The organism is Emticicia sp. 21SJ11W-3, assembly GCF_024138715.1.
Taxonomy (GTDB): Bacteria; Bacteroidota; Bacteroidia; order Cytophagales; family Spirosomataceae; genus Emticicia; species Emticicia fluvialis.
In genome coordinates this window covers 323,922-341,274 of sequence record NZ_CP092074.1, presented here as the reverse complement: position 1 = coordinate 341,274, position 17,353 = coordinate 323,922, and the positions used below count along the sequence as shown (strand labels likewise).

General features: G+C 40.5%; 12 protein-coding genes. 10 read left to right on the top strand and 2 right to left on the bottom strand.

Annotated elements, in window-relative coordinates:
- The first annotated feature begins 91 nt into the window (after positions 1–91).
- The 4 genes from MB380_RS01360 to panB all read left to right on the top strand — a co-directional run bounded on the left by MB380_RS01360 (position 92) and on the right by panB (position 5,003).
- Complete coding sequence (locus MB380_RS01360) at positions 92–1,816, top strand: tetratricopeptide repeat protein (protein WP_253532396.1); 1,725 nt, start codon at positions 92–94, stop codon at positions 1,814–1,816.
- A 102-nt stretch (positions 1,817–1,918) separates the two neighbouring features.
- Positions 1,919–2,749, top strand: coding sequence for a DUF4292 domain-containing protein (locus tag MB380_RS01355; RefSeq protein WP_253532394.1), 831 nt, complete (start codon positions 1,919–1,921; stop codon positions 2,747–2,749).
- Positions 2,750–2,781: 32 nt separating this feature from the next.
- A complete protein-coding gene (locus tag MB380_RS01350) occupies positions 2,782–4,053 on the top strand; it encodes a murein hydrolase activator EnvC (protein WP_253532392.1) in 1,272 nt (423 codons plus the stop codon).
- Between the two features lie 134 nt (positions 4,054–4,187).
- Positions 4,188–5,003, top strand: a complete 816-nt coding sequence (gene panB / locus MB380_RS01345; protein ID WP_253532391.1) for a 3-methyl-2-oxobutanoate hydroxymethyltransferase — start codon at positions 4,188–4,190, stop codon at positions 5,001–5,003.
- Positions 5,004–5,069: 66 nt separating this feature from the next.
- Here panB and MB380_RS01340 read toward each other — a convergent pair whose 3' ends face one another.
- The gene (locus MB380_RS01340; RefSeq protein ID WP_253532389.1) at positions 5,070–7,991 is read right to left on the bottom strand and encodes an FAD-binding and (Fe-S)-binding domain-containing protein; all 2,922 of its coding nucleotides are present in this window, start codon (positions 7,989–7,991) and stop codon (positions 5,070–5,072) included.
- Between the two features lie 309 nt (positions 7,992–8,300).
- Here MB380_RS01340 and secA point away from each other — a divergent pair, with 309 nt between their 5' ends.
- The 6 genes from secA (at position 8,301) to MB380_RS01310 (ending at position 16,659) form a co-directional block, all read left to right on the top strand.
- Positions 8,301–11,621: a preprotein translocase subunit SecA gene (secA, locus tag MB380_RS01335; RefSeq protein ID WP_253532387.1), complete on the top strand. Its 3,321-nt coding sequence runs from the start codon at positions 8,301–8,303 to the stop codon at positions 11,619–11,621.
- 494 nt (positions 11,622–12,115) lie between these two features.
- On the top strand, positions 12,116–12,526 hold the full coding sequence (locus tag MB380_RS01330; RefSeq protein WP_253532385.1) for a hypothetical protein: 411 nt from the start codon (positions 12,116–12,118) through the stop codon (positions 12,524–12,526).
- A gap of 67 nt (positions 12,527–12,593) precedes the next feature.
- On the top strand, positions 12,594–13,517 hold the full coding sequence (locus tag MB380_RS01325; protein WP_253532383.1) for a hypothetical protein: 924 nt from the start codon (positions 12,594–12,596) through the stop codon (positions 13,515–13,517).
- 62 nt (positions 13,518–13,579) lie between these two features.
- Positions 13,580–15,070 (top strand): IS1634 family transposase, encoded by a 1,491-nt coding sequence (locus MB380_RS01320; protein ID WP_253530585.1) that lies wholly within the window; start codon positions 13,580–13,582, stop codon positions 15,068–15,070.
- Between the two features lie 27 nt (positions 15,071–15,097).
- On the top strand, positions 15,098–15,949 hold the full coding sequence (locus MB380_RS01315) for a T9SS type A sorting domain-containing protein (RefSeq protein WP_310587380.1): 852 nt from the start codon (positions 15,098–15,100) through the stop codon (positions 15,947–15,949).
- Positions 15,950–16,155: 206 nt separating this feature from the next.
- Positions 16,156–16,659, top strand: a complete 504-nt coding sequence (locus tag MB380_RS01310) for a methylated-DNA--[protein]-cysteine S-methyltransferase (RefSeq protein ID WP_253532381.1) — start codon at positions 16,156–16,158, stop codon at positions 16,657–16,659.
- A 66-nt stretch (positions 16,660–16,725) separates the two neighbouring features.
- Here the strand turns inward: MB380_RS01310 and MB380_RS01305 are convergent, their stop codons facing one another.
- Entirely contained in the window at positions 16,726–17,283 is a 558-nt protein-coding gene (locus MB380_RS01305) for a fasciclin domain-containing protein (protein ID WP_253532372.1), read from the bottom strand.
- Positions 17,284–17,353: the final 70 nt, after the last annotated feature.

Genomic DNA, 17,353 nt, shown 5'->3' with positions numbered 1-17,353 from the left:
GAGAACTTTGAATATCGGCGTTATCGGGCAACAAATATACCGGGCAATATTATGGCTTTAGGGGCGTTAAAGTACCTACAAACTTTGATTAATGAAATTATCAAGCATCATATATTGGGCATTGCTACTGCTGCCTTTTGCAGGTACGGCACAGAAAACTAAAAAAGTTGATGCCGGAACCATCTCTGAAAAGGAACTGCAGGCAGAGGCCATTTTTACCGACGGCATGAAGTTTTTCATTGCCGAAACCTACGATAAAGCCCTTACACATTTTAAAAAAGCAGCGGAAATGAATCCGGCCAGCCCCGGTGCCACTTTCATGATTGCCAAGAGTTACCTTGCCACCAACGACATTGTCAATGCTACCATCTACAGCGAAAAAGCCACAAAACTTGATGAAGAAAACAAGTTTTACCGGAAATTCCTGGCAGAAATATACATTAAGCAGAAACGCTTTAAAGAAGCTGCTGCGGTATATGAAAAACTGGCAGATAGATTCCCCAGAGATATTGATAACTACCTGGAGTTATCTAATGCCTATATTGCTCAGGAGAAATACTCAGACGCCATAGATGTGTATAACAAGATTGAGAAAACGATCGGGATGAGCGAAGAAATTACGCATCAGAAACAGCTGATTTACCTGAAACAAAACAAGCTTGAAAAAGCCATTGAAGAAGGAGACAAATTGATTGCCTCTGAGCCAACCGAACCAGAATATGTAGTACAGCAGGCACAAATACTGATTTCTAACCAACGGTATGACCAGGCCCTGAAGATGCTTGAAACTACGCTAAAACACAATCCGGATTTTGCTGAGGCACACATTCTACTTGCTGAAATATACCGAAAAAAAGGTGATTTAGATAAAACCAGTCAGGAACTCCAGGTTGCGTTCTCTAATAAAAACCTTTCGTCTGATGTAAAGTTCAAGATATTGTCAAGCTATATGCTGATGCTGGAAGACGATAAGAACGAGAAAACAACAGAAAGCCTCATCAACCTTACCAGAGCGTTAATTAAACAGGCGCCTGACGAAGCCAAAGCCTATGTTGTATTGGGCGATTTGTTAATGAAAAAAGGCGATTTAGCAGGTGCCCGCGACAGCTATGTACAATCGACCGGGTTGGAAAAATCAATTATTGAAGTATGGATGGCCATTGTAGAAATTGATTCGAGACTGAACGAGACCGATAATCTGGCCAGACATTCGGAAGAAGCCATTGAATATTTCCCTAATCAGGCGCTGTTCTGGTACCACAACGGGGTGGCTAATTTTGCAAAGAAAGACTATGATAAAGCCATTACGTCGTTGGAAGAAGCCCGTAATCTGGCTCTTGATAATAAAGAACTTGTAAAATTTGTAAATGGCTTGCTGGGCGATGCCTACAATGAGGTAAAGAAATACAGCAAGTCTGACGACGCCTATGAAGCCGCACTGAAAATTGACCCGAATGATGAACACGTATTGAATAACTATGCCTATTACTTGTCGCTCAGAAAAGACAAACTGAACCGGGCACTGGAGATGTCTACAAGGTTAATTGAAAAGGCAGGCAACAATGCCACTTATCTTGATACGCATGCATGGGTGTTGTATGTGATGAAAGACTTCCGGAGATCGCGGGAGATATTAGAACGTGCCATAAAGCAAAACAATGAGGTGAGTGGCACCATAATTGAACACTATGGCGACGTGCTATACCAGTTGGGTGAAAAAGATAAAGCCATAGAACAATGGAAAAAAGCCCGCCAATTGGGTGAAAACAGCGCGAACATAGACAAGAAAATACAATCAGGACAGTTGATTGAGTAATTGCTCACCTTAATAAAACCTTGATACACCAGCTTTAAAAAGATTTTTACTCTGAATTTTTCGTTTGAAAAACCTGTATCAATTCATTAAACCCGCACTTGCATGCTTAATCGTTATATAGTTCTTACATTTTCGTGCCTGGTAATAATATTTACATCGGCTTGTAAGCGTCATAAAATATATAAAACAGAAACCAGCGATTCCACCAATGTAGCAATAGCTCAAGAGGGTGCCCCGGCCCAAAGTGATAGTGTGGCTCCTTCGGTTAATCTGGCTAAAATAAATGTAACACCGGCCGAAGTTGATTTCAGATTTCTGAAAATACGCTCTAAAATTAATTACACCTCGGGTACCGAGTCTCAGTCGTTCCCCGTAACAGTGCACGTTGAAAAAGACAATAAAATTTGGTTATCTATAGCCGTAGGGCTTGAAGTAGCCAGGGGTATTATTACCCAGGACTCGGTTATTTTTATTGACAGACTACACCGCACCTATTACAAATACGATTTTGCCTCTCTTAGCCGCCGGTTTAAATTCAATCTTAATTATAATCTGGTGCAGTCTATTCTCATTGGCAATATGCCTTTGCTCAAGCGCGAAACTGATGATATAACCAGGCAAGATGGCAACTTTGTAATCAGACAGCTGGAAAACGGCATAGCCATTGAAAACTTCATTGCCGAGAGCAACCTGAAATTGCAGAAGCTGACAGCGGCCGAGTCAACCAGCGGCAACAGAATGCAGATTGACTACAGCAATTTTCTGGAAATCAACAATTTTTTGTTCCCCAAGGAAATCATTACCAAGATTGATACCCCAAAAGATGATAAAACAACGCAGACTTTCATAAATTTGCAGCATAATAGAGTCGAATTTTTAAATGAAAGTCCCGGGTTCTCGTTTAGCATACCCAGAGGATACTCGTCTAATTAGCCCGGCAAAGCCACCTTTAATACCTGATGTCTTTGAAGCATAAAACATATTTCTTACTTACCTGCTTTGTTTCCTTATTCTTGTTAGGCCAACCGGCGTTTGCGCAGCGGACGCGGAAAACACGCGCACAACTGGAGGCAGAAAAAAGAAGAAATCTAGAAAAAATTGCCGAAACCAGAAAAGCGCTTGAAACAGCACGAGCTAAAAAAGAAGTAACCGTTGGCAATATCAAGGCATTAAAAGAGCAGATTTCGTCTCAGGAAGAGCAAATAAGCCTGATGGAGCAGGATATTGAGCTGATTGACATGGAAATGCAGGATATTATCAGCGCCAAAGGAACACTGGAAAACAGATTGAATAAACTGCAACAAGAATACGCCGCCATGCTTTACGCTGCCTCAAAGCATAGCGGGCAGCTTAATAAGCTCAGTTTTTTATTCTCAGCCTCGTCTTTTAACGAGTTGCTGATGCGCTACAAGTATCTGCAGCAATATACCGAAAACCGAAAGGCACAGGTTCTACAAATGAACAAGGTTACTGCCTTGCTCCGCGAGCGGCAAACCAACCTGGAAGGCAAACGTACCGACAAGAAAAAGATAATAACGGCCAAAGTAGTAGAAACAAAAAATCTGGAGGTGCTTAAAACCAAACAGACCCTGATGGTGGGCGAGCTATCTAAAAAAGAAAAAGATTTAAGGCGAGAAATTGAAGCAACCAGACAATCAGTTACCAAACTGGATAACCTCATTGCCGGCATTGTTTCAAGAGAGATTTCAAGAAAAAACAAAGAAACTGAGTTAAAGCAGGATAACGACGCTAAATTGAAAAACATAGCGCCAGCCAAAAAGAATAACAAAGCAATAATTGAACTGGACGCAACCGAAACTACCCTGGGGCGTTCTTTCGGGGCTTCACGCGCGCGTCTTCCCTGGCCGGTGCAAAAAGGATTTATTTCAGACCGGTTCGGCGTAAAAGAACATCCGGTGCTGCATGGAGTAATGATAAACAATAACGGTATAGATATACAGACGCCCTCAAATGCCACGGTGCGTGCCGTTTATGCCGGGGTAGTTAAAGACATTACCTCTATACCCGGGCTTGGCAAAGTAGTGGCTATTCAGCACGGCGACTACTTTACGGTTTATGCGAATCTGAGCCAGGTATTTGCCGCTGTTGGCCAGAAAATAAATACCAAAGAAACCATTGGCACTGCAGGTGAGTCAGGCGGAGCCACCGAGATTAACTTTCAGATATGGCATAATACGGCAAGGCTGAACCCCGAAAACTGGCTGGCACCGAAATAGCCCGGGGTTTCTTAATGCAGTGAAAGAACTAAAAACACACAGAAACGTTATAGGAAAATCTGCATATACGCATAATTAAACGAGTGTAAGTGTTATTCGCTAATTCGCTCAATCACTAATTCACAATTTTTGACATGTCTACTCATTCTGAAATAAAACGCATTACCACTCATACCCTTCAGGAAATGAAAAGTAAAGGCGATAAAATAGCCTGCCTAACATCTTACGACTACTCAATGGCCAAAATCATTGATGGTGGCGGTGTAGAAGTAATTCTGGTGGGTGATTCGGCCTCAAACGTCATGGCAGGTCATGAAACAACCCTGCCAATTACGGTTGATAACATGATTTATCATGCACAGGCTGTGGTAAAAGCCGTTAAAAGAGCCCTGGTAGTGGTTGATTTACCCTTTGGTTCTTACCAGGGTAATTCGTCAGAAGCACTTCGCTCGGCCATCAGAATCATGAAAGAATCAGGCGGGCATGCAGTGAAACTGGAAGGCGGCATTGAGGTGAAAGAATCGATTGTCCGTATTCTTAGTGCGGGTATTCCGGTAATGGGCCATCTGGGGCTTACCCCACAGTCAATCTATAAATTTGGTACCTATGCCGTAAGAGCGAAGGAAGAAGAAGAGGCCGGACAACTGATAGAAAATGCTAAAATGCTGGACGAAATCGGCTGTTTTGGTGTGGTGTTAGAGAAGATTCCGGCACAATTGGCTAAACAGGTAACAGAGAGTATCAGCATACCTACCATTGGTATCGGGGCTGGCCCGCATTGTGACGGACAGATTCTGGTGGTACACGATATGCTGGGCATTAACAAAGAATTTTCGCCGCGTTTTTTACGTCGATATGCCGATTTGCATACCATAATGACCGAGGCCGTTGTGAACTACACAAAAGATGTGAAATCATCAGATTTCCCGAACGAGAGGGAGTCTTATTAAAGTATTTGTGGGGCGAACTTTTAGTTGCCTTTATTAAAAAAGCACGAAATACGTGTTCGCCCCACATTATAGCAAGGCTTCATACAATATTTCAGCCGGATGTTTGGCTATGCGGCCGGTTCCGTCTTTTATCTGATGCCGGCAGCTGGTTCCCGGGGCAGCTATTATCACTTCTTCCGGCTGTTTTCTCACCGTCGGAAAAAGCACCAACTCACCTATCTGCATTGATACCTCATAGTGTTCGGCTTCGTATCCGAATGATCCTGCCATACCACAACAACCCGACGGAATAAGATGCACCTCATAATTGATTGGCAATGATAAACTCTTTTTGCTGGGTGTAAGTGAAGACAATGCTTTCTGATGGCAATGCCCATGCAGTTTAATCAATCGCTTTTCAGTGGTAAATAGCTCTTTGCTGATGTTCCCTCTGTCTATTTCCAAAGCAAACCATTCATCAAAAATATAAGTGTTGGCAGCAATCTTTTGCGCTGCTTCTCTCAAATTTTCAGGCACCAGCTCCAGATATTCATCTTTCAGTGTCAGAATGGCCGAGGGCTCTATGCCTATAATGGGTATTTCATGTGTCACTACATCTTTCAACAGATTCACATTCTGTATGGCTATCTTTTGAGCCTCACGTATCATTCCTTTTGAAAGATACGTTCTGCCACTTTCTACATGATTCGGTATCAATACCTGATACCCCAGCTTTTGTAAAAGCAGAATCAGTTTTTTGCCTACTTCTACATCATTAAAGTCAGTAAACTCATCACAGAATAAAAGCACTTTCTTGTCAGACCTGAAACCGTTTACTTCCTTGTTATGCTTAAACCAACTTCTTAATGTCTGGCCCGGTAACAAAGGCATAGAGCGGTCTGAATGAAAACCTACCAAGCGGTTGGCTATTCGGCGGGTAAATTCAGTCTTGAAAATAAAATTATAAGCCCAGGGTGCTACACTTGCCAGCCGCATCTGTCTGGTAAAATTGCCTATCAGTCTGGCCCGAAACGGAACACCGTTTTTATCATAATATTGTTGCAAAAACTCGCCTTTCATTTTGGCTATGTCCACACTTGACGGGCATTCTGACTTGCATGCTTTGCATGACAAACACAGGTCGAGAATCTCTTTGGTTTCTTCTTCACCCGCTACTTCTCTTTCTTCTGAGGCAGTAAGATACTGCCGTAATATATTGGCTCTTGCCCGGGTGGTGTCTCTTTCGCTTCGGGTAGCCATGTAGCTGGGGCACATGGTGCCTCCGGTTATTTCGGTTTTCCGGCAATCGCCAGAGCCACTACATTTCTCTGCCAGGCGAAGCATACTTTCCTGCCTCGAAAAATCATATACCGTTTTTTGTTGGGGTGCAGGTTTATCGGCTTCATAACGCAGAAACTCGTTCATTGGTGGAGTATCCACAATTTTACCTTTATTAAAAACACCGGCAGGGTCAAAAATCTGCTTCACCTCTTTAAAGAGCGCATAGTTTTTATCGCCCATCATAAAGGGTATAAACTCTCCCCTCAGCCTGCCGTCGCCATGTTCTCCTGAAAGCGAGCCACCATATTTTTTCACCAATGCTGCCGTTTCTGCCAGAATAGTACGGAAAAGCGCTCTGCCCTCAGTAGATTTCAGGTTCACCATAGGTTCAACGTGCAGCTCCCCTGCCCCGGCATGCGCATACATAGAGTATTGTACCTCATGCTTTTTCAGCAATGCTTCCAGTTCATCTATATAGGCAGGCAGGTCTTCTACTGCTACTGCGCAATCTTCTATCAGGTTAACGGGTTGCGTATCGCCGGGCAGGTTTCTTAATAAGCCCAGCCCCCCTTTCCGTACATCCCAGGCCTTTCTGGCATCATCGCCCAAAAGTATGGGGTAGGCGTATCCCAGATTATTTTCTTTAAGCGCTGCAATCAGCTTTTCTGCCTTATCCTGCAAATCGGCAGGGGTATCGGTAAAAAACTCCACCATCAGTATAGCCTTGGGGCCGCCTTCTATAAAGAACCTGTTTTTTGATTGCTCAATATTGGTTTTGGTGAACTCCATAATAAAATCATCCACCAACTCAGAAGCCGAACACCCGTGCTTCAGGGCAATCAGATTGGCCAAAAGCGCTTCATGGAGCGTAGAAGTATGCACAGCTACCATACCGGCCACAGCAGGTGGCAGGTCTATCAGCTTTAATTTGGCTTCTGTTACAAAACACAGCGTACCTTCAGACCCGGCAATCAGGCTGCTCAGGTTAAACAGGCGGTCATCCTCAAATGCGGCCATTTCTTCCAGCACATCCAAAGCATAGCCTGTATTTCTGCGGGTAACACTTTTTTTCGGGAATCCTTCTCTGATTGCCTCTCTGTTCTCAGCATCTGTCACCAGCGCTAGTATTTCTCTGTAAATACGGCCCTCAGTGTTTTGCAGCCCGCATTTTTTATCCAGTTCTTCAGTTGTCAGCGCTCCAAAAACGGCCTCACTGCCATCAGACAACAAAGCCTTTACTTCCAGCAGGTTATCTCTGGTTGTGCCCCATATAATTGAATGCAACCCGCATGAATTATTACCAATCATACCGCCAATCATGGCCCGGCTTGAAGTTGAAGTTTCCGGGCCAAACATTAGCCCGTAAGGTTTCAGATATGCATTCAGATCGTCACGAATCACCCCCGGCTGCACGCGCACCCATTTCTCTTCTCTGTTTATTTCCAGAATACCGGTAAAGTTTTTGGAAATATCAACCACCAGCCCTTTGCCTACTACCTGCCCTGCCAGAGAGGTTCCGGCTGCACGCGGTATAATAGTGAGCTGTCTGGTACTGGCCAGGTTTATCAGGCCACGGATATCATTTACACTTTTAGGCAAGGCCACTGCAATGGGCTTTTCCTGATACACTGAAGCATCGGTGGCATAAACGGTTCTTATGGCGTCGTCAACAACGGTATTTCTGAAGTACAATTCTCCCTCAAAATCTCTCTGCAATGATTCAAACATCGGGTACTGTTTTTTAAATCCAAAATTGAAGAAGAAAAGGCAGATTTGCTACGTATCTAAAAAGAAAAAGTATTAAATAAAGTTTAAAATTTTACCGTTCACCCTATTTCATGGACAGATATTAACAATATTCCTCTATTTTTGTGGTTATTAAACTGTCATAAAATCTTAAATTTGCAGCCTTTCATTCAGAAACGGTTTGCAATCAGCCATTTAATAATTGACAAAATGGCAGGTTTACCCGCTTTGGAGAGGTATTTGACGGGTAATATTTTTTATACATCAGAAATTAACGAACAAGATATACAAATGTTGAATTTTTTAACCAAGGGAATCACCCAGATTTTTGGAACAAAGTCTGATAGAGATAATAAGGAGTTACAGCCTTATGTAGGACAGACAAACGAAGAGTTTGCCAGGTTACAAAATCTTTCCCATGATGAGTTTCGTCAGAAAACAGTAGATTTACAAAATTATATTGCCCAGAAACTGGCTCATATCGACGACCAGATCAATCAATTGAGAACAAGTATCAGCGAAAACCCTGATATGGAGGTGGATGAAAAAGAGGCTGTTTTCAAAAAAATTGATTCGCTTAAACTCGACCGCAATAAAGAACTGGAAGAAGTTCTGATTGAAATACTACCCAAGGCTTTTGCCATTGTAAAAGAAACAGCCCGCCGTTTTACTGAAAATAACGAAATTGTTGTTACCGCCACACATCTTGACCGCGAACTGGCCATGAAGAAAGGGCATATCAGAATTGAGGGCGATAAGGCTATCTGGCAAAACCAATGGCAGGCAGCAGGTAACATGATAACCTGGAACATGGTACATTACGATGTACAGATTATTGGTGGCGCGGCGCTTCATAAAGGTAAAATTGCTGAAATGGCAACCGGCGAAGGTAAAACCCTTGTGGCTACTTTCCCTGCGTTTCTGAATGCACTGGCCGGTAAAGGTGTACACATTGTAACCGTGAACGACTACCTTGCCCGCCGTGACTCGGAGTGGATGGCACCTATTTTTGAGTTTAACGGTATCACGTGCGACTGTATCGATAAATACCCTGCCAACTCGTCGGCTCGCAGAGCAGCCTACCAGGCAGGTATCACCTATGGTACCAATAATGAGTTCGGGTTTGATTACCTGCGCGATAACATGGTAAATGACCCCGAAGAACTGGTACAACGCGAACACCACTATGCTATGGTAGATGAGGTTGACTCAGTTTTGATTGATGATGCCCGTACGCCTTTGATTATCAGCGGGCCTATGTCTCGCACCGGTGATGAAGAGTTGTTCCTATCGCTCAAGCCGCGTATCCAGCGCATTGTTGAGGCACAGAAAACCCTTACCAACAGCTACCTGAACGAAGCCAAAAAACTGATAGCAGCCGGTAATAAAAAAGAGGGTGGCCTGGCCTTGTTTCGTGCTTTCAGAGGTTTACCTAAAAGCAAACCGTTGATTAAGTTCTTGTCTGAGCAAGGCATGAGACAGATTTTGCATGAAACAGAGTCTACTTACCTGGCAGAAAACCAGAAACTGATGCCGGAAGCCGATGCTCCGTTGTACTTTACCATTGAAGAAAAAAACAACTCTATTGAGTTAACAGATAAAGGTCTTGATTTTATATCCAGCGAAGGCGAAGAGCAAAACTTCTTCCTGATGCCTGATTTGGGTGTTGACCTGAACGCCATTGAGAAATCTGATTTAAGCGAGCAGGAGAAAATTGTTAAAAAAGACGAGCTGATTCGTGATTACTCTACCAAAGCCGAGCGTATTCATGCCGTTAACCAATTATTGAAAGCCTATACCCTGTTTGAGAAAGACGTAGAATACGTAGTACTAGACAACAAGGTAATGATTGTTGACGAGCAGACAGGTCGTATCATGGATGGCCGCCGTTGGTCAGATGGCTTGCACCAGGCAGTTGAAGCCAAAGAAAACGTAAAGGTTGAAGATTCAACCCAGACCTACGCTACCATTACGCTTCAGAACTATTTCCGTATGTACCATAAGCTGGCCGGTATGACCGGTACGGCCGAAACAGAAGCAGGAGAGTTCTGGAAAATCTATAAGCTGGACGTAGTGAGTATCCCTACCAACAGAGCCATTGTTCGCCGAGACGAAGAAGATAAAGTGTATAAAACCGTTCGTGAAAAATATAATGCAGTAGTTGAAGAAATTGAACAACTGGTAAAAATTGGTCGCCCGGTGCTGGTTGGTACAACTTCGGTTGAGAACTCGGAAATATTGAGTAAAAAACTGACACTTCTGAAGGTTCCGCATCAGGTATTGAACGCCAAGCAACATGCCCGTGAGGCAGATATTGTAGCAGAGGCCGGCAAACCAGGTACAGTTACCATTGCTACCAACATGGCGGGTCGGGGTACGGATATTAAACTTACACCTGAAAGTAAAGCTGCCGGTGGATTGGCCATTATTGGTACCGAACGCCACGATTCGCGCCGTGTAGACCGCCAGTTGAGAGGGCGTGCAGGTCGTCAGGGAGACCCGGGTACATCGCAGTTCTTTGTGTCGCTGGAAGACCAGCTGATGCGTTTGTTCGGTTCTGACCGCATAGCGAAAGTAATGGACAGAATGGGTATGCAAGAAGGCGAGGTGATTCAGCACTCTATGATTACCAACTCTATTGAAAGAGCCCAGAAAAAAGTAGAAGAAAATAACTTTGGTACCCGTAAACGTTTGATTGAGTATGACGACGTAATGAATATCCAGCGTGATACTATCTATAAACGCCGTAAAAATGCGCTTTTTGGTGACCGCCTTTCTTTAGACATCGCCAATATTCTTTACGATACCTGTAATGATATTGTGATGAACGCAGAGGGCAATTATGATGAGTTTGAGCTGCGTTGCATTCAGAAGTTAAGCATTAAGCCTGAAATAGAACGCCATGAGTTCACTAAGGGAAACAGCAAACTGGTAGACCGATTGTATCAGCAGGCTGAAAGAACCTACAAAGCCAAGAATGATGCCATCCGTAAAAACATGGTGCCTGTACTGGCTGATGTGCTGAAAGACCGCCGTGCGATGGTTGATGAGCCGTTTATTGCCATTATTGGTGACGGCACCCAAAATATAGGCTTATACTGCAACCTGAAAAGCGCCGTAGATAGTGATGGCCGTGAGCTGATTAAAGAAATTGAAAAGAATATTTCGCTGACGGTAATTGACCAGGAATGGAAAGAACACCTGCGTGACATGGACGACCTGAAACAATCGGTTCAGAATGCCTCTTATGAGCAAAAAGACCCCTTGTTAATCTATAAATTTGAGGCGGTAGAGTTGTTTAAGAATTTCCTGAACAAGGTTAATACAGATACCGTGAGTTTCTTGATGAAAGCCAATGTGGTAGAGCTTCGTTTCCAACAAATGGCGGCTCCTCAGAAAGAAGACAAACCGAAATTGCAAACCAATAAGGCCGACGAGGGCGATGGTGGTTCTGATTCTTCTGTACGCGCCACCCCGGCCCGCCAGCAGAAAATTGCCGATAGAAACCAACGTGTAAGCGTGCAGTACAAAGATGGTACCATAAAACGTGATGTAAAATATAAACACGTGGAAGAAGACGTAATAAGCGGAAAAGCCGTTCTGGTTGATTAAAATATTGAAATACATTAGTATTAAGGAAGTCGCTAAGTTTTAGCGGCTTCTTTTGTTTTAAGGCATTAGTCATTGCTCTGTGCTATACGTTTACAGGCTTTCAGTCAAGAACTTTATATCAAAAAAAAGGCGCAAAATTTAATCAATGAAATTAAAAACTTAATGATTTAATAAAAAGAATTTCACCTATAAATAAACTTAGTGCCTTTAAATAAAAATCTACCTGAATATTTGTTTATTTTAATCAAATAATTTTACCTTTATATATTTTTTGAGTTTTATAAAACTACTTGTAAAATAATTGAGTTAATAAAAATAACTCACTGTGCCACTAAAAAACAATTGTCATCTGCTATATAACTGATTTTTTTGTCAAATTCTTACTTCATCAATAAATTAACATTTAAGTATAACTTTATTTACACTTAAATCGAGTCTAATTTACATCAATTTTAGGAACAACTATTTTTTAACTATTAAATTATTACATCTTTATGAAACCACATTTTTTTTTATTATTCCTTTTAGTAACCGTATGCAATATTTCTTGTAACAAAAGAAATTTAGATCCTTCCACAGACAAAAAGGAAGAAGTGGTAGATATAAAACTATTAAATGATTTATGTTTGGATGTAGAAAATGAACTAACGCCTACTAAAGATGTAGAGTTTATTAACGAAGCAGCTTTTATTAAATATGACTCGTACTACAAGCTTTATTATCTACAAATTAAAGGTTACGAAGAAACGAAATTTGATTGTTGCAAACTACCAGAAGAGCTTAAACATGACAATACTAAAATTCTCATTTCTGGCGCAGCTTATGTTACTCGCTGCAAACCATTACACCCATGTAGTGGAAGAGTCACTCATCCATTTTTAATTTTAAATATAAAACAACTATAACAATGAAAAAAATTCTTTTTTTTCTGCTGACTAATGCAATTATTCTAAATGCCCAAGGGCTGTGACTATGAAAGGTATATCAGCATCATTAAATGACGCTGAGGAAAAAAAATTAAGTGCTATTTTTAAGGACTATCAGGTATATGAATTTTCGGAAAGTTCTATAAAAGAATTGAAAGAAAGTAAGCAATTACGATTCGATTTAAAAGGAGCATATTTCCCTGATAATTCATTTCAGTTTGAAAACTATGAATTATTTAATAAACTAAATGCTCGCTCTAAAGAGATTTCTTCTTTTTTAGAAACTACATATTTTATAAAGGGTATTAAATTGAAATCAGGGGAATATTTCAGCCTTTCAATAATAAACTCTTCTATTAGTGGCTTATTTCATGATGAATCTGGAGAAGATTACCATTTTACGCCTTTAAGCTATATTTTAGGCAAAGACTTTAGTAGTAATAAAATAGTCTTCTTTAAATCCAGTTCTTACAAGTCAGAGACTCCCTATACCTGTGGTACAAATTCAATAATTAATAAAGTTAATAGAAATGCAAAGGTAATGTGGGGAAGTGGCACTTACTGTAGAGTAGTAAATGTTGCTATTGAGGGAGATTATGAATGGTTCTCTACATATGGGTATTTTACAGGGTTAAGCACAATGGCAAGCATTATGAGTAATGTAGCAAGTTTATATTCAGCACAATTAGGTTTTGTCGTTCAAGTTTCAAACACATCTCTATGGGCATTTTCAGCTGACCCTTATTCAAACGGCCCTATAGAAAAAAGTACTGCTATTAGCGAAGTCATAAGCTATTGGAATACTAATAATGGCAGTATAAGTAGAGATTGCGCTATACTTTTTTCTAAAAGAAGTTTCACTGGTTCGTATATTGGTGTTGCAATTCAAAATTCAATGTGTACTTCAAATGCTTATGGTATGATTGCTAATCCTTCCCGACTTGTCCACCTCTTAAATTTAAAATCATAAGTTGCTGAAATAGAGTATATTAACTCTATTAATTTTGTAATTTGCTGACCTAATGGGTCAAAATGTATAAAATCAGGCAAATAAAATATTCAGAAAGTTCGGTTTCTATCCAGGTTTATAAGATTGAAAACAGGAAGCGAGTCATTGTTCGCCACATCGGCACTGCTCGTAACGAGCAGGAGAAATCTGACCTACTTGTTCTTGCTAATGATTTTATTGAAAAAATCTCTAAACAACTTTTTCTCTTTGAAGACCAGCAAGCAGGCAATGTATTTTATATCAGACAAACCGAATTTATCGGGGTTCATTATACTTTTCTTTATGATGTACTATCCAAAATTATCCTTGCCATCGGTTTTGACAAGCTAAACAATACTCTGCTTCTGGATTTGGTCATTATGCGGATAATGGAACCGGCCTCTAAACTTCGTTCTATTGCGCTTCTGGAGGAATATTTTGGTATCAAACATCGCAGACAAAATTATTATAAGACTGCTCCTGAGTGGCTTAAACTAAAGTCGAAAGCCGAGGGCATTGCTCTCGCATTTGCCAGGAAGCATTATGCCTTTAATTATGACTTATTGTTTTATGATGTCACTACCTTGTACTTTGAGACTTTTGAAGAAGATGAATTGCGTAAGAATGGATTTTCTAAAGATAATAAATTCCAACAACCACAAATTTTAGTGGCACTAATGGTCAGTAAAGAGGGATTTCCGATAGCTTACGAAGTCTTTGCTGGCAATACTTTCGAGGGGCATACCATCATTCCCGTTGTAAAAAGTTTCATCCTTAAAAATAAGGTAAAAAACTTTACAGTAGTGGCTGATGCGGCAATGATTAGTACCGAAAACATTGAGGCGCTAAGAGAAAATGACATCAGCTACATTGTAGGAGCCAGATTAGGTAATCTTTCCCATGAGTTGATAGAGGCAATAGACAAAAGTATTTTGCGTGAAGATGGCAAAAGCATCCGCATCAAAACAGACAAAGGATATTTGGTTTGCAGCTACTCCACAGTCAGGTATCGTAAGGATAAGTATGAAATGGAAAAGCAAATAGAAAATGCTAAATACATCATCGAAAACCCCTCCAAAAACAAAAAGCTAAAGTTCACCACCACGAAAGAAGAAATTATAGCACTCAACCAGAAACTAATTGATAAAACACAAAAGATTCTGGGAATCAAAGGCTATTATACCAATATAGAAGAAAGCCTTCTCAGCAATGATACCATCATAGAACGTTATCACGAATTGTTCAGAATAGAACAGGCTTTCCGAATAGCTAAAAGCGATTTACAGACAAGACCCATATTTCACTACAAAGAAGAACCTATCAAGCTACATCTGTTAATTTGCTTTACAGCACTGGTTATATCCAAGCACATAGAACTTCAAACAAACAAATCCATCCGCAAATGTATCCATGAATGTAAAAGGATAACAACGGCAAGGCTAAAAAACAAGATTACAGGAAAAGAAATAAAAATAAAGGCAAATCTAAACCCAGTAATCATGGAAATCCTAAGAAAAATTAACTTGCTGACCTAATTTGAACAAGTCAGGAGAGATTGCGCTATACTTTTTTCTAAAAGAAGTTTCACTGGTTCGTATATTGGTGTTGCAATTCAAAATTCAATGTGTACTTCAAATGCTTATGGTATGATTGCTAATCCTTTATATGATTATCAAGCTCTCGCCCATGAATTAGGTCACATCTTGGGTGCCGGTCATGTTAGCGCTACAACCCCATCTACTTTAATGGAATCTAGTATTACTGGCACAACGACATTTGCATCGGCTTCTATATCTGAAATAAGAACAAATTTGACTGGTGGACTTGAATCTTGTCTAAACACAGGGGAGATTAATGTAAATAAAGATGGGAGCCCTGTAAATCCTTATGATACAAATTATGGTTGTTTATATACATGGTATAGTATGAATTCATCCGGCCCTGGTGTTCAATCTATAACTTGGACAGTACAAAATTACAGTGCTAGCGGTTATGTAGTCACAAGTAATAGTTCCAGCGCCACTATTTCAGCAGGAAGTACAGCTGGTGACTTTGTTGTTAAAGCAAATAAAACTAATGCTTGTGGTACTATAGATAGGTATTATCCGTTTGAAGTATCGAGTTGTTTTCGACTCAATGTTTATCCCAATCCAACCACAGATATTTTATTTATTGAATTTGAAAGTCCTAAAGAAATTAAAAATCTTAATGATAAGTTAGAATTATTCAGTGAGAATTCGTCTGCACCTGTTATTTCAGTTATTCTTTCCGAATTATATGCTGCGAAAACAATAAGCAATAATAAAATTGAATTAGACGTAAAAAATCTTAAAAGAGGTACTTATTATTTAGTCATAAATAATTCACAATTAAAAGACAAACCTAAAGAAACTATTCGCATATTATTAGAGTAACTCTCTTAAAAATAAAAAGATTTAATTATTAGAGATTGAATCCTTTTTTAATTCAACTCTGATATTATCTTTTAAGCCTTTTGTCTTAAATAAGATTATTATAATGAAGTCACTAAGTTTTAGTGACTTCATTTGTTTTAAAGCCCCAATTTATTAAAAATTTGTAAATAATTGAGAGCGTATTCTTTATTAAAATCCAGCCCTGTATGACCTATATCAAACACTATGAATCTCCGCTGGGAGCCCTGGAACTTATAGCTACCGATACACACCTTACCCATGTTCTTTTTCGGGAAGCACAGAAAAAACCCAGCCGACAATTGCAGGAAACGCTCGAAAATTCACCCATTATTGATGAATGTATCAGGCAATTGGATGCCTATTTTAAGGGAGAATTAAAAGACTTTGATTTGCCACTATTACCCGGAGGAACCGACTTCCAGAAACTGGTCTGGGAAACACTCAAAAGCATCCCCTATGGCAAGACCATCTCCTATCTTGAGCTATCACGTCGGTTGGGTAATGAAAAGGCTATCAGAGCTGTAGGCGTAGCCAATGGCAACAATCCTTTAACTATCATCTTACCCTGCCACCGGGTAATAGGTTCTGATAAAACACTGGTGGGCTATGGCGGAGATTTATGGCGTAAAGAATGGCTTCTTCGCCATGAAGGCAGCCTGCCAAAACAAGAGCAACTCAACCTCTTCTAAAACAAAAACAGCAAAAGATTATCTGAATAACCTTTTACTGCTTTATATATTAACCCGCTGATTTTCTTATTGCCCACTTACTACCATTTTGCTTTCAGAAGGCATCAGTATTGAATCTACCACATAGGTTATACCGTTACTCTGGTATATTGGCTTAGATGTAATAGATGCCATTGCGCCGCTTTCGTCAGTAACAACTATGTTATCTCCGCTGGTTGTAAACTTCAGATACCCACCTTGCATAGTCTTTACTGATACCGAACCACCGTTTCCATTCAAGGCGGCTCTTATACTGTTTGAATCCCAGATACCATCTATTACGTGGTACATCAAAACCTTGTTTAGCGCCGATTTAGATTGTCTTGAAGCAATTCTGGCAAAAGCGTCATTTGTAGGCGCTAAAACAGTAAATGGCCCTGGCCCTTGCAGCGCATTGGATAACCATACCGCTTTAACCGCCGAAATAAACTTGGTATGGTCTCTCGAATTCTCCAGATTTGTCACCACATTCTTATAAGAACTCATCTCTGCGCCGCCAACTGACACCTTTCTTGCGTCTGACTGCTGCGCAAGTGTCGCAAATGAAATGAAAGCAGACACTAATAACAATGATATAGTTTTCATGCTTTTATTGGTTTATGTGAAAATTAGTTACGGAGCCTGTCAGGCTCTGTATTAACTATAAAGAAAACAT